Below are 14,140 nucleotides of genomic sequence, written 5' to 3' on the forward strand. Positions count from 1 at the left end.
TCAAACAGGCGCAGCGACCGCTCTGGCCCTGCCCTCCCCAACAGATCACGTCAGACGCTTCAACATGTCCAGAAAAACCTTGCGTTCCGGCTCGTTCAGGGGCGACAGGGTTTCCTCTGTCACCTTCTCGCCAAAGGCATGAAGCTGGTCGATCACCTCCTGGCCTTGCGCGCTCAGCGACACAACCGTGCGTCTTTTGTCACCGGGATCAGGGCTAAGTTGGATGAACCCTTTGGCTTTCAACCGCGTCACAACGCCCTTGATCGTAGCCACATCCATCGCCGTACGCCGCCCCAGAAGGTTCTGTGAACAGGCCCCCATTTCCCCGATCCGCACAAGGGCGGCAAACTGGGTCGGGGTCAGCCCCAGTTCAGAGTGTTTGTTAAAGATCAGCCCGTGCCGCTGGTTCGCCAGCCGCAGGATATAACCGATCTGTTCGTCCAAACGGTATGCCATTCAGCGCAACCCGTCCTTGCCTTCAGCCTCTTCGTGGGTCAGCCCGCCAACACGGGGCAACGGGCGCCCGCTGTCCGTCACCGCGACAGCCACAAGGATTTCATTGGCGCGGGGCGCATCACTCATCCGCACCTCTACCCCGTCGAAATGGCTGCGCACGTAAGCCGCGTCCTTATGGCCCAGCGGCACGTCCAGATCCTGCCCCGGCCCGCCCATTTTTTTTGACGAGGGCACCAAAGCCGCCCCTTTTTCAACCGCTTTGCGCAGGGGTGCGCCCAATTTGGGATGCAGGATCGCAGCGGCATGTTCCAGTTCGCCGTTTTCACCCACCATCGCGGATTTACCATAGCTTTCCGCCTGCTCCGGCGTGATCCCCAGCGCCTGCACGCAACGCTCCCCGAGCAGACCACCCAGTTCCGCGCCCATATCCATCAGCGGTGTAAGGTCTTCGGCATAGCTACCTGCGAAGGGATTTTCGATCACCGCAACTGCCACTGCCTTGCGCGTGGGCGGCGAAATCTCGCGGCCCATTTCCAGATGGGTTTCTTCCACCCAAACAGCGGTTTTTCTGATCTTCAGGCTCATCTCAACCCGTCCTTCCCTGTAATCTCCTCTGCCGCCAGACCACCGACCCGTGCATGAATACGGGCACCCGTGCTCATCACCAGAATAAAGGCCAACTCATCAGCGCGGGGCGCGTCATTCATACCGATTTCCATCGCATCAAAATGGCTGCGCACATAGGAAGCGTTGATATGGGTGATCGGCACGTCCAGCCGTGTCCCCGCCGCACCGACCTTTTTTGTCGAAGGCACAATCGCCGCCGCATCCCCGAGCAATTCGCGCATGGCATAGCCCCCCGGCGCATGCCAGAGCGCACCGTGTTCCAACTCTCCGGCGGTGCCCACAATAGAGCCCTTGCCATAGCCCTCAACCACCGAAGCATCCCCGCCCAACAGCGCCAGCGCCTTTTGCGCCATCGTTAAGCCAAGGGGTTTGAGGTCTTCCATAAACCCTGCAATATCAGCAACATACTTTCCCGCGAACGGGTTTTTAATCACGGCCACGGCTGCAACGCGACGCAGGGGCACCTCCGGTTCGGGGCCGAATTCGTGATGGATCTCCTCCATCGTTGTCATAATCTTGCGAACCACTACGTCAGGCATGTGCCAGCTCCTCTGTTCCGATCACGCGGCTTTCTCCCTGCACCAACAGGTAAGCCGCTTTTATGCGTCCCTGCGCCCATAAATCCTGCGCAAATTGCGCGCCATATTCCAAGGCGCGCCTTTTATCCCTTACCCCCAAGGGGCCGCATCCCGTCACAACCATACGCTTGCCCAGATCGCTGTCAGGGTCCAGCCGGTCTGCGCTCTCCCGCGTGATAGCGGGATGGTCGGGCAAATCAACCCTGTTGGCAATCAGAGTCGCGGCAGCATCCGCGACCGCCGCGCAATCCGCCAGAACCGTCACGCTTTGCGCAATGCCCAGCGACAGGCTGCGCCCGCCCTGCCCGCTGGTGGCAATTCCGCCAATTCCGTCACCGCTGTGCAGTGTCACCTTCCCGAGCGCCGTTGCATCCAGACCGGCAATACCCACGTCAAACCTCTGCCCTTTGGCCAGAAACACGGCGATGTCTCCGCCGTTGTTCACGTAGGCCCTTTCGGGGCGTGTTTGCGTGCGGATCGCGGTTAGGATTTCATCCGCAACAGCCCCAGCAACAGCAGCCATCGGCGTTATGAAATCCTGATAGCCAGACGATGCCCGCGCCATTCGTTGTGCCACATGCCCGCGCAGAGCCACCGGCATCGGTTTACGCAACAGGGGCAACTCGGCCACCAGTTCGTCAAGGATCGTCGCAAAACGCGCCTCAGCAGCAGCAAAAGCCGCCGCGCGGTCGCCGTCCACGCCGATGATCAGATCAATCGGCCCGTGTTGCAGATGCAACCTGTCGCTGGAAATTCGTGCTGCGATCATTCCGCCGCCTTTGCGCCACCGATGCGGCGTTCCTTGCCATCCAGCACCGCGTCAACCTTGCGGATCTCGGACTCATAGCCGCCCAAAGCAATATAATCGCTGCGGCGCATGGTAAATTCGATCGGCGCGACAAGGGCTGGCGTCGGCACATAGCCAAAAGCGTTGGATGGCATTTGCGTCACATCGGCCATCACGGTGATGCCCCCTCCCGGCCAGAGATAGGCCTCGGCCCCGCCAATCGTCACCTGTGTCAGCGTATCGCGCACGGATCGGGTCAGCTTTACCGGATTTTCCGTCACCCCCGCCCGCAACGATCCCCCTGCACCGCCCATGAACAGCACCGAACAGACCGAAGGTTCGCAATTCTCCGCCACCCGTTCCGCACTGGCCCGCAGCGCGGCGGGTGCTTCAGCGGGTTGGGGCACAAGATCCTCGTCCAGCTCGAAATAGGCCCATTGCTCTCCGGTGGTGGAAATCATGAATAGCCGCAATCCGGGCCATGCCACTTTGGGGTTCACGGTTTTGATCACCTTCAGCGGGTCGGAAATATCGGTGCCACCCCATCCCGTCCCCGGCTCGGCCACCTGAAAATACCGCCCCGGAGTAGAGCGGCGACCGACCACACGAATGCCGCTTGGCGGGATGTCCAGCAGCACGCCAGCCTGATGTTCGGACAGGACGCCGGTGATATGATCGTCCACCACAATCACCTCATCCGCATGGCCCTTCCACTGGGCCGCAAACATGCCGATTGCGGCGGAACCACAACCCACCCGCATCAGCCTTTCCTGCTCTCCATTGATGATCGGCGCCTTACCTGCTTGCACAATTACAACGGAACCATCGTCTATTTCCAACTCGACCGGCTCGCAGTTGCACAAAGCCAACAAAGCGTCGCAAGTGACGCGACCTTCCTTCTTGGAGCCTCCGGTCAGGTGGTCTACCCCGCCAAGGGATAGCATCTTGCTGCCATATTCGCTGGTCATCACATGGCCGATAGCCTCTCCGTCCACGCGCACGATGGACCGTTCCTCGCCTATGTGGCGGTCCGTGTCGATTTTAACCTTCACCCCGCAATAGCTGAAAATCCCTTCGGTCACGACCGTCACCATATCCACACCCTGCGTTTCCGCCGAGACGATAAACGGCGCGGGCTTGTAATCAGGATAAGTGGTACCTGCACCAATAGCCGTCACAAACGGGCGCGACCCTTGCACAATGTCGCCGTCCCATTCGCCCCCTTGAAGAAACGGCACAGCCGGACCACCATTTTCGATCACCGTCAGAGGGTCCAGCCGCACCAGTTCACCATTGTGATTTGCGTAACGGTCACAGGCACCGGAGCGGCCTTCAGCGATATAACACAACACCGGACAGGCATCGCAGCGGATTTTCTCGACAGCAGCCCGTTCAGTCATGACGCGCCTCCTTCAGTGCGGCTTTCAGACGGGAAGGCGTAACCGGAACCTGCCGCAATTGCACCCCTGTGGCGCGGTTGATGGCATTGATCAAGGCAGGGGCAGTCGGGATCAGCACATGCTCCCCCAGCCCCTTGGCGCCATAAGGACCATGCGCATCCGGTTCCTCGATGATCAGGGTTTCAATCGGGGGAATATCCCCGATTGTGGGGATCAGATAGTCGTGAAGGTTTTCCGTGCGCCCCGGAATATACTCTTCCATCAGGGCCATGCCCAAACCCTGCGCAATCCCGCCGTGGACCTGCCCTTCTACCAGCATCGGGTTCACCGCGTGACCTACATCGTGGGCCGCCACAAAGCGTACCGGATGCACGGTGCCAAAACGGGTGTCCACATCCACAACCGCCAGATGGGCCGCATAGCCGAATTGCGCATAAGGCACACCTTGCCCGTCTTTATCGAGCGGTTTGGTTGGCGGATCATAGGTTTCTTCGGCCCGCAGGACATAACCCTCTGCATCGCTCTGCAGGCCGCTCAGGGAAACCTCATGCCGCGCGGACCCGTCCCGCACAATCAGCGCGCCGTCAGACGGTTCGATCACAGCAGAGGCGCTGTCCACATTGCAGCGGCGCAGGATTTCCGCACGCAGCGCCAGACCGGAGAGGCGTGCCGCATTGCCCGACACAAACGTCTGGCGCGAAGCACTGGTTTTGCCCGCATCCGGCGTTAAATCTGTGTCCGCACCGATCAGGTGCAAGTGCTTCACATCCACCCCGAGCGCTTGTGCAAATATCTGGGAAATAACGGTATTTGCGCCCTGCCCGATGTCCATCGCGCCCTGATGTAGCAGGATTTTACCGTCCCTGCGCACGCCCGACTTGATCGTCGAAGGGTTCGGCAAAGAGGTATTCCCGCAACCGTACCAGCCCGCAGCGATCCCGACGCCGCGACGGATCGGACCGCCTTTTGCGTTGAACGCCGCCGCATCCGCCGTGGCTTTGGCCCACGGCTCCCGAAGGGCTTTGAAACAGGCTTTGATCCCGACGCCCTGTTCAAACACCTGCCCGCAGACCGTTGGCGTACCGTTTTCCAGCGCGTTCAGCTCGCGGAACGCCAGCGGGTCCATGTCCAGTTTGGCGGCAAGTTCATCGAACAGAACCTCCTGCGCGATGGCGGCCTGTGGCACGCCAAAGCCGCGAAACGCACCTGAGGGCGGGCAATGGGTGTGAATGCCCTTCGCCTCAGCACGGAAATCGGCAATGCGATAGGGACCGGAGGCATGGACCGGCACACGGTTGGCCACGGTCGGCCCCCAGCTTGCATAGGCCCCCGTGTTGAACAGCCCGTCAAAGCGAAACCCCTGCAGCCGCCCGTTTTCATCCGCACCAATGGTCAACTCGATGTCGGCAGGATGCCGTTTCGTGGTAGATTGCATGGATTCCGCGCGGGAATAGGCCAAACGCACCGGCCCATTGGTTTTCAGGGCTGCGAGGGCCAGATAAGGCTGCATGGAAATATCCAGTTTGGAGCCAAATCCCCCGCCGACCGCCGTGGGTTTGATGCGAATGCGGCTTCGCCCGACCCCGAGGATTTCTTCCAGTGAATCCAGATCCATAACAGGGGCTTGCGTGCAGCCGTAGATCTCTACACGTCCGTCTTTTACCGTGGCAAATCCGGCTTCGGGTTCGATATAGGCGTGTTCTACAAAACCCGTGCTGAATGCGCCGGAAACGCTGTGGGCCGCCTGCGCAAGCGCGGCATCTGCGTCCCCGCACTGCACAAAACCGCCGGTCATGACGTTACCGCTGCGCCCTGAATGCAGTTGCGGGGCGTCGTTCGCCATTGCCGTCGCACAATCCATCACCGCTGGCAATTCCTGCCAAGTCACAGGAAAATCTTCCGGATCAAACCGCGCCATCAATTCCGGTGTGCCGACCACGGCAGCGACCGCCTCTCCGCGAAAACGGGTTTCGGCCACGGCAAACACCGGCTGGTCCGCAAAGGGCGGGATCACCCCGAAACAGTTGCGCCCTGTGATGTCAGCCGCGCTCAGCACGGTTAGAACGCCCTCTGTGTGGGTTTTGAAGCCTTCCAGATCGCCAAATTCGAACCGGGCACGGGCAAAGGGCGAACGGATCACGCGGATAACCGGCGTGTCGGGCGTGGCTACATCATCGCCAAAGGATTCGCGCCCCTCTACCTTGGCCAGCCCGTCCAGCCTGCGGATCGACTGTCCTGTTTTACCGGAGACAGGGAGCGGGGCAGCGCCGCCCCTTGCAGCTTCGGCCACGGCGTCAAGAATTTTCCGATAGCCGGTGCAGCGACACAACACCCCGCCGAGCGCGTCTTCTACGGTGCTGTTTTTATTCCGTAAATAGGCTGTGGCCGCAACCATCATACCCGGCGTGCATATCCCGCATTGGGCGGCGCCGTGGTTCTGGAACGCAGCGGCCAGTGCTTTGGTGTTTTCATCCCCTTTCACCAACCCGCCAAGTGTTTCCACATGACGCCCAGCCGCCTGCGCGGTGGACATCAGGCAGGCACAGACCGGCGCACCATCCACCAGAACCGTGCAGGCACCGCAATCCCCCGCGTTGCAACCGATCTTGACGTCCCGCGCCCCGAGGCTTTCGCGCAGGGTTGCAGACAGTCTCTCGCCCGGTTCGAGGGTGGATTGGACCGGCTGGTTGTTCAGGGTGAAGGCAATTCCTTCCGGGGTGGCGGCGTCTTTCATGGCTGCTCCAGACATCCGGTGATGGCTTGTTCTATCATCGGGGCGAGCACCTCCAGCCGGTAGCTGGCAGAGCCGCGCACATCGTCAATCGGGGTCAGCGTTGACAGATGGTCCGGTGTGACCAGCCCAGCCACCTTCCCTTGACCGCAGAGGTCGGACTCCAGCGCTGGCAGGCGTTGCGCTACAGGGGAACAGGCGCCGACCGCGACACGGGCCTTGCAGATTTTGCCGGACTGCACCTCGATCAGAACAGCCACCATCGCGATGGAGATCACCAGATATTTGCGGCTGCCAAGTTTGCGAAAGGCGCTGTGCCCCGCTCTGACATCGGGCACATGAACAGCGGTCAGGATCTCCCCTTGTCGAAGCGCGGTTTTGCGCACACCCAGCAGGAAATCTGCCAATGGCATCAGTCGCTTGCCGGAAGTCGAGGTCAGTTCAACCTGCGCGTCCAATGTCAGCAGCGGTGGCACGCTGTCCGCCGCGGGCGATGCATTGCAGAGGTTGCCCGCAACGGTTCCGGCGTTTTGGATCTGCACCGATCCCACCTCTTTCGCGGCCGCTTTCAGACCGTCAAAAGCCGGTGGTAAATCCGCGCGGATAAGATCGCTCCAACAGGTCGCGCCGCCAATGCGCCAGCCGTCCGTTGTGCGGGTCACGCCAGCCATGCCGTCAACCCGCGTGACGTCAAGGATGGGCACATCGGGCAGTCGGTCCCCCTGCATCGGATAAAAGTCCGTGCCGCCCGCCAGAATACGCACGCGTTCGGTCTGCGCATCCTGCACAGCCTGATCCAGCGTTGTCGGTTGGAAGTACACGGGGCAGCACCTCTCGGCGGTTATTCATTTGTATACTAATAAACAACCGCCGACGTGAGTCTGTCAACATGAAACACCCGCAAATAAAAAGGGCCGCCCGCAGGCAGCCCTCTCGTGAGATTTTCCGGGTGCGGTTATAGCCCCCATTTTTCCCGCGTCGCCTCAAAAAAGCCTTCGCCTTTTTTCAGTTCGATCCAGTTATTCACATAATTGATCCAGATTTGATCCCCTTGCGGCATGATCATTGCAATTGGCGTGCTCGACGGGGAGGTCACATTCTTCACCCGCGTGACTGGAAATTTGGCCTCCAGCGTAGAGCCTTCGATGTTGGAGGTGATAAACACATCCGCGCGCCCTGCGATAACCTCTTGATAGCCCCGCGCCGGAGCCTCGACCACTTTGATATCCGCGTTCGGGTACCAGTCGCGCACCATTTTTTCAAAGGAGGTGCCAAGCGTCGTTGCGACCTTCACCTCTGCCTTGTTAATGCTGTCCGTGCCGTCGAACCGCTCTGCCTTGTCCTTCGTGGTAAAGGGCATGATTTCAACCGCGATATAGCTGTCGGAAAAACCGGCAACCTTCATACGCGCTGCGGAGATAGACGCCGATCCGGTCAGGTGATATTTGCCCGCAACCACGCCATTCACCAGCGTTTTCCAGTCAGTGGGTACAAATTCAACTTCGACCCCCAGATCGTTGGCCAGTTCGGTCATAATATCAATGTCGTAGCCCTTGTAGCTATTGGTGGCCGGATCCTTCAGCGTCATCGGGTTCCAGTCCCCCGTCGTGCCGACCTTCAACGTGCCACTATCGAGAATTTCGTTCAACGCAGATTGCGCCGAAGCCCCGAATGCCGCCCCGAGGCTGACCAAAGCGGCAGTGATCCCGACTTTCCAAAATGTCATCCAGCATATCCTTATATCATTCCCGCACCATTTCGTGACGGGCTGCGTTTCATCGTTGAATAAGGGAATAAACCCCCGTTAAACTCAAGCGAATTCGTCCCCTCGGGGAAGTAGCCCCCTTTCAGGGAATGACGAGGCACAATGACTGACAAAAAGATCGAAATGATCGACGTGAACAAATGGTTCGATGATTTTCATGTGCTCAAGAATATCAATCTGACTGTCAAAGCCGGCGAACGGGTGGTGATCTGCGGGCCCTCCGGCTCTGGCAAATCTACCGTTGTGCGCTGTATCAACCGGCTGGAAGAGCATCAAAGCGGCGTAATCCGCGTGGACGGGGTTGAATTAACCAATGACAAAGCCGCCATCGCCACCATCCGCTCTGAAGTGGGGATGGTGTTCCAGCAGTTCAATCTGTTCCCCCACCTCAGCGTGCTCGACAATCTGATCCTCGGCCCGATGAAAGCCCGCGGCCTGTCCCGCGCGGACGCCACCGACCGGGCGATGCACTATCTGGAACGGGTGCGCATCCCCGAACAGGCCGGAAAACGTCCTGCGCAACTGTCCGGCGGGCAACAACAACGGGTCGCCATCGCCCGCAGTCTGACGATGGAGCCAAAAGTCATGCTGTTTGACGAACCCACTTCGGCACTGGACCCCGAGATGATCTCGGAAGTGTTGGATGTGATGGTGTCGCTGGCGCGGGACGGAATGACGATGATCGTTGTCACCCATGAAATGGGATTTGCCCGCAAGGTTGCCGACCAGATGATTTTTATGGACGGCGGCGAAATTGTAGAGTCCGGACCGCCCGAACCTTTTTTCACCGCTGCGAAATCGGCGCGTTGTCAAAAATTTCTTTCCCAAATCCTGCAGCATTAGGGCATATCTGTGAAAATTCTCTTAGCGCTTTTGACGCTCCTCTTTCTTTCGAGCTGTGCCTCATCGGACATATGGGGCTGGTATGTCATCGATCCGACAACAAAAAACGGCTGGATCAACATCAAGTTCCTGATCAACGGGATGGGTAACACCATTCTGGTTTCTCTGATTGCTGCCGGTTTCTCTATCGCGCTTGGGCTGTTGGTGGCTTTACCGGCTCTGTCCCACCGGCGCTGGCTTCGCATTATTAACCGGATTTACGTGGAATTTGTCCGCTCGATCCCGCTGTTGCCCATGCTGTTCTGGGTGTTTTACGGGTTGCCGATCATCTTCAAATCTATGGGGTTAGACATCCCGATTGATCCGTTCTGGGGCGCGGTTATCACGCTCGCCCTGTCGGACAGCGCTTTCACAGCCGAGATTTACCGCTCCGGCATCCAGTCCATCGCCCGTGGCCAGACCGAGGCCGCCCGAACAATCGGGCTGAGCTATGCGCAGACCATGCGTTACGTGATCCTGCCCCAAGCGATCCGGCGCATTCTGCCACCGCTGGCCAACCAGTTCATTTACATCGTGAAAATGTCCGCCTTCGCCAGTGTCATCGGCATGCAGGAACTGACCCGACGCGCGAACGAGCTGGTGGTTAGCGAATACCGGCCGCTGGAACTCTACACGTTCCTCATTCTGGAATATCTGGTTCTGGTGCTGATCATCAGCGCCGGCGTGCGCTGGCTGGAGCGACGCATGGGCGCAGACGAACGCAATTAAGGAGAGAGACGATGGATTGGGAAAATTTTATGCAAGGGGCGCAAGCCGATATAGGGGCGCTCGCGCAAGAGATCCCCGAGACCGTTGCCGGTTTCAACCGGATGGGCGCTGCGGCGAAAAAATCCGGGGCGCTTCCAGAAAAAACCAAAGAAATTATGGCGTTGGGCATTGCGATTGCCACCCGCTGTGACAGTTGCATCGGATTCCATGTGAAGTCACTCATCCGGCTGGGCCTAACGCGGGAGGAACTTTGCGAAGCCTTGGCAATGGCGACATACATGGGGGGCGGGCCGTCCTATGCCTATTCTGCAAAAGCCCTGAAAGCCTTCGACACCTTCTCACGCGAGTGACACGAAACGGGATTAAGCCCGTGTCCGCAAGATTGTTGAACTGTGAACACCTAGGCACATCGGGTGCGCTGATCACCCTGCTGCTATGAAGCTTCATATAAGACGCTTCATATTTGCAGGGTGATGGAAAATATTCCGCAATGATTCCAATGCCGTTCTTCATTTTCAAACAGAAATCCGTGGTGTTCAGCAAGACGTTTCTGCAGGTATCGCGCAATAAAGTTCAGGACGATCACAGTTTCATTTTGCAAACCGCGCAAGCTTCGATAATCCTGCACTCAATTAAATTGGCGAGGCATCATGGCTGAAATAATAGTTGCCGGCGCAGGCATAGTTGGCATTTCGACGGCGATCTGGCTGCAACGGGCGGGGCATACCGTCACCATCGTCGATCGAGAAGGTCCGGCCGCGGGCACGTCTTATGGCAACGCGGGAGTGTTGGCCTCTGGTGCCATCGTCCCTGTGACAACGCCGGACCTGTGGCGCAAGGCACCCGCCATGGTGATGAACAAAAACAGCCCGCTGTTTCTCAGATGGTCCTACCTTCCTAAAATGCTGCCGTTTCTCTGGAAATTTCTGCGCCATGCCACCGATGCGCATGTGACCGGCTTTGCCACCACAATGGCCGGTTTATTGCATGATAGTGTGGACCAACACCGGGCGCTGGCTGCGGGAACAGGGGCGGAAGAATTTATAACCGACGAAGACTTTTGCTTTGGCTACCCCACCAGAGAGAGTTTTGAAGCGGACGCTTATGGTTGGAAAATCAGGCAGGACAACGGCGTCATTTTTGAGGTGCAAAGCGGTGCGCAATTTGCCACCTACGACCCGCTTTACGCAGAGCGTTTTGGCATAGTGGTGCGGTGTAAAAATCACGGGCGGATCAGCGATCCGGGCGCGTATGTTCAGGCTTTGGCCCGCCATTTCAAAGAAGAAGGCGGCAGGCTGGTAATTGCGACTGTGACGGATGTGATCCGCGATGGCTCCGGTCTTCGTGGCTTTGTCACTGATGCGGGGGAACTGCGCGGCGATCATGCGGTTTTGGCGCTCGGGGCATGGTCAAAACCGCTTGGGCGGAAAATGGGTCTGGAGATTCCGCTTGAAAGCGAACGCGGGTATCATATCGAACTGGTCAACCCGTCCCACATGCCCATAGCACCGATGATGGTGGCTGCCGGTAAATTTGTCATTACTCCAATGACCGATCGGATCCGTTGCGCGGGCGTTGTCGAATTTGGCGGATCAACCAAAGCCCCTTCTGCCGCGCCCTTCAATTTGCTGAAACGCCATATTGGTGAAATCTTTCCGGACCTGTCCTACGATAGAATGGATGAATGGATGGGCCATCGCCCGTCAACGCCCGATAGCCTGCCCCTAATCGGCGCCTGTGACGATAGCAATACGACCTATGCTGCTTTGGGTCATCAACACGTCGGGTTGACCGCCGGTCCTAAAACCGGCCGGATCATTGCTGACCTGATCAGTGGCAGAACACCGAATATGGATCTGTCTCCTTTTTCTCCTACAAGATACCGATGACCTGGGACGTCTAATGATCGGTTTCTGTCTTTCAGTCCTTGATTCAATGCGTAATCACAGGCTTGTCAGTTGCATCCATCCCGATGTGGCCGATCGTATCGAGTAAACGCTCTTTAGTGAGCGGCTTGGCGAGAAACCCGTCCATTCCCGCCGCCGCACACCTGCGCCGGTCTTCGCCAGAGGTATTCGCCGTCACGGCGACAATCGGACAACGCCGCAGCCCTTTGTCACTTTCAATAGCGCGGATATCGCGGGTGGCATCCAGACCGTTTTTGTTCGGCATGCTAATATCCATCAGGATGCAATCATAACGATTGCGGGAATATCGTTCGACTGCTTGAACACCGTCATCTGCAAATTCCAGCGCATGTCCGGCATTCTTCAACATGGTCTTTATCAAAAGCCGGTTGGTGCTGTTATCCTCCGCAACAAGCAGTCTTTTCCGGCCAGTTTCCTTTTGTCCGGCGTGCGGAGTTGTTTCAGCCGTGCCATCAATACCTTTCGCCGCCGGCTCCAACGGCAGAGAGAGTGTGACTGTACAGCCCGCGTCCGGCGCGGATTTAATCCGAATATCCGCGCCGATCAGCCGCGCAAGGTCACGAGCGCTCGACAATCCTAAACCGGCACCGTCAAAGGGTCGGGTCATGGCACTGTCCTGCTGTTCAAAAGAATCGAATATCCGCGTTAGATTAGCCGGTTCGATCCCGACGCCAGTGTCTTTAATTGTCACTATCAGAGCGGCGGCCTTATCCACCGCCACGGTAATATATATGCCACCCTTATTGGTGAATTTTACGCAGTTACAGATCAAGCGGCAAAGTATCCGTTGCAGAATATCGGGGTCGGCAGTAAGGGGTTGGCGCGCCGCGGGAGCGATCTCAACCCCTAAATCAAGAGCCTTTTCGTCAATCTCCTGTCGATAGGCATCTGTCACCTGTTCCAGCACCGCATCTATCATGAAGGGGCGCGGCGTAGGCTTCAGCTTTCCGGCCTCCATATCTGCGACGATCGTAATGTTGTCGACGAGACCAGCGAGCCTCTTGGTTGAACTGTCAAGAATGCTGAACGCATCCACCTGATCCGCCTGCAACTGCGTGTCTTTCAACAGTTCCACCCCCCCGCATAAACCGTTGGCCGGTGTGCGCAATTCATGACTCATGCGGGAGAGAAATTCGGTTTTGGCGGCAGCGGCTTTCTCTGCCTTTGCCAGCGCGTCACGCAAGTCTCTCTCCTGACGGACAGTATCGGTCACATCCCGTTCCACCGCGATATAACCCGCGATTGTCCCATCATCGTGAAAAAACGGAGTTTGGTGGGTTTCCATCCAGAACGCCCGACCGGTTTTGGTCCGGTTTCGGATGCGTGCGGTTGCAGGTGTCCCGCTTGATACTTTTTGTACCATCTCATTGACGACGCCCAAATCGGTTTTTGGATGGTTCAGCAGCTCACCTATATTGCGGCCTATGACCTCTTTGCCGGTGTAGCCGGTTAAGGCGGTAAAGCGTGAATTGACCCAGGTTACTTCGCGGTTCGGGTTCATCAATACGATGCTGTCGGATGCGTGTTCGGCCACCAAGGCGAGACGACCAGCCTCTTCCGATTTCAAAATGAGTGCCCGTTCGGCCGCGCGGTTGCGGTCTCCCCTATGTGCCAGATGGGAAAAAAGGTAAGCGACAATCAGGATCATCGAGGCCACAGCCGCCATTTCAGAGGCAATCGCCTCAACCTTGGCCGAGTGATCCAGAAAAGCGTGGGCCAGAATAATCGCCCCTGCCAATCCCAAAACATAAAGCCTGACCTTGTGCGAAGGCGGATGGAACCGCGCCATGAGAAGCGAATTCATAATGGCGCCAAACAAATACGCCCAACTGAACATTCGCAAGCTTTCGGAATAGGTGCCCGCCATCACCATACCCGCACCAAGCCCTGAAACCTGCAACAAGCTGACCAGCGTGACACGGCAGCTTACCCCGAAGCCGACGAAATCCTCTCTCTGCCGGACCCGCGCGAGGATCATGTATTCGAGCATCTCCAGCGGGAACACCACCACAGCCACAAGCAACGCATAATACGGTGAAATCAAAGCCGAAATCAGCGTACAGCCAACCACCGCCAGTATCAGACGGATCGGAAGAGCCGCGATGCGCCCGCGTACATAACGGCGCATGAGACCTGCCTCTGAAGAGGCTTCTTCGAACCTCTCCAGATCGGTCGGTATCCGGTTTTCTTCTTGCGCGATTGTATCTGGTTTCAAAGCCTTGGTCCGCCCGTCCCTGACTGGAATAGGGAGACGCTA

At 57.9% G+C, this 14,140-nt stretch carries 13 protein-coding genes; 4 read left to right on the forward strand and 9 right to left on the reverse strand.

Annotated features, from left to right (window positions below):
- Positions 1–45 precede the first annotated feature (45 nt).
- The 8 genes from BFV97_RS09985 to BFV97_RS10020 form a co-directional block, all read right to left on the reverse strand.
- The gene (locus tag BFV97_RS09985; RefSeq protein WP_069300206.1) at positions 46–456 is read right to left on the reverse strand and encodes a MarR family winged helix-turn-helix transcriptional regulator; all 411 of its coding nucleotides are present in this window, start codon (positions 454–456) and stop codon (positions 46–48) included.
- Positions 457–1,041: an amino acid synthesis family protein gene (locus tag BFV97_RS09990; RefSeq protein WP_069300207.1), complete on the reverse strand. Its 585-nt coding sequence runs from the start codon at positions 1,039–1,041 to the stop codon at positions 457–459.
- Positions 1,038–1,622: an amino acid synthesis family protein gene (locus tag BFV97_RS09995; RefSeq protein ID WP_069300208.1), complete on the reverse strand. Its 585-nt coding sequence runs from the start codon at positions 1,620–1,622 to the stop codon at positions 1,038–1,040. The genes BFV97_RS09990 and BFV97_RS09995 overlap by 4 nt, the downstream gene beginning before the upstream one ends.
- Entirely contained in the window at positions 1,615–2,430 is an 816-nt protein-coding gene (locus BFV97_RS10000; RefSeq protein WP_069300209.1) for a UPF0280 family protein, read from the reverse strand. Before BFV97_RS10000 ends, BFV97_RS09995 begins: the two co-directional genes overlap by 8 nt.
- Positions 2,427–3,848 carry a 6-hydroxynicotinate reductase gene (locus tag BFV97_RS10005; RefSeq protein ID WP_069300210.1) on the reverse strand — a complete coding sequence of 474 codons (1,422 nt, stop codon included), beginning with the start codon at positions 3,846–3,848 and terminating at the stop codon, positions 2,427–2,429. Before BFV97_RS10005 ends, BFV97_RS10000 begins: the two co-directional genes overlap by 4 nt.
- A complete protein-coding gene (locus BFV97_RS10010; RefSeq protein WP_069300211.1) occupies positions 3,841–6,582 on the reverse strand; it encodes a molybdopterin-dependent oxidoreductase in 2,742 nt (913 codons plus the stop codon). The genes BFV97_RS10005 and BFV97_RS10010 overlap by 8 nt, the downstream gene beginning before the upstream one ends.
- Positions 6,579–7,400 (reverse strand): FAD binding domain-containing protein, encoded by an 822-nt coding sequence (locus BFV97_RS10015; RefSeq protein WP_069300212.1) that lies wholly within the window; start codon positions 7,398–7,400, stop codon positions 6,579–6,581. The genes BFV97_RS10010 and BFV97_RS10015 overlap by 4 nt, the downstream gene beginning before the upstream one ends.
- 134 nt (positions 7,401–7,534) lie before the next feature.
- Positions 7,535–8,305 carry a transporter substrate-binding domain-containing protein gene (locus BFV97_RS10020; RefSeq protein WP_069300213.1) on the reverse strand — a complete coding sequence of 257 codons (771 nt, stop codon included), beginning with the start codon at positions 8,303–8,305 and terminating at the stop codon, positions 7,535–7,537.
- Positions 8,306–8,446: 141 nt separating this feature from the next.
- On the opposite strand from BFV97_RS10020, the gene BFV97_RS10025 reads away from it, so the two are divergent.
- The 4 genes from BFV97_RS10025 (at position 8,447) to BFV97_RS10040 (ending at position 11,844) form a co-directional block, all read left to right on the forward strand.
- Positions 8,447–9,187: an amino acid ABC transporter ATP-binding protein gene (locus BFV97_RS10025; RefSeq protein ID WP_069300214.1), complete on the forward strand. Its 741-nt coding sequence runs from the start codon at positions 8,447–8,449 to the stop codon at positions 9,185–9,187.
- A gap of 9 nt (positions 9,188–9,196) precedes the next feature.
- Complete coding sequence (locus BFV97_RS10030; RefSeq protein ID WP_069300215.1) at positions 9,197–9,955, forward strand: amino acid ABC transporter permease; 759 nt, start codon at positions 9,197–9,199, stop codon at positions 9,953–9,955.
- Between the two features lie 11 nt (positions 9,956–9,966).
- Positions 9,967–10,305, forward strand: a complete 339-nt coding sequence (locus BFV97_RS10035; RefSeq protein WP_069300216.1) for a carboxymuconolactone decarboxylase family protein — start codon at positions 9,967–9,969, stop codon at positions 10,303–10,305.
- Positions 10,306–10,605: 300 nt separating this feature from the next.
- Complete coding sequence (locus BFV97_RS10040) at positions 10,606–11,844, forward strand: NAD(P)/FAD-dependent oxidoreductase (RefSeq protein WP_069300217.1); 1,239 nt, start codon at positions 10,606–10,608, stop codon at positions 11,842–11,844.
- 43 nt (positions 11,845–11,887) lie between these two features.
- Here BFV97_RS10040 and BFV97_RS10045 read toward each other — a convergent pair whose 3' ends face one another.
- Complete coding sequence (locus tag BFV97_RS10045; RefSeq protein WP_069300218.1) at positions 11,888–14,098, reverse strand: response regulator; 2,211 nt, start codon at positions 14,096–14,098, stop codon at positions 11,888–11,890.
- Positions 14,099–14,140 lie beyond the last annotated feature (42 nt).

Source organism: Neptunicoccus sediminis, assembly GCF_001719615.1.
In the GTDB taxonomy this organism is placed as follows: Bacteria; Pseudomonadota; Alphaproteobacteria; order Rhodobacterales; family Rhodobacteraceae; genus Amylibacter; species Amylibacter sediminis.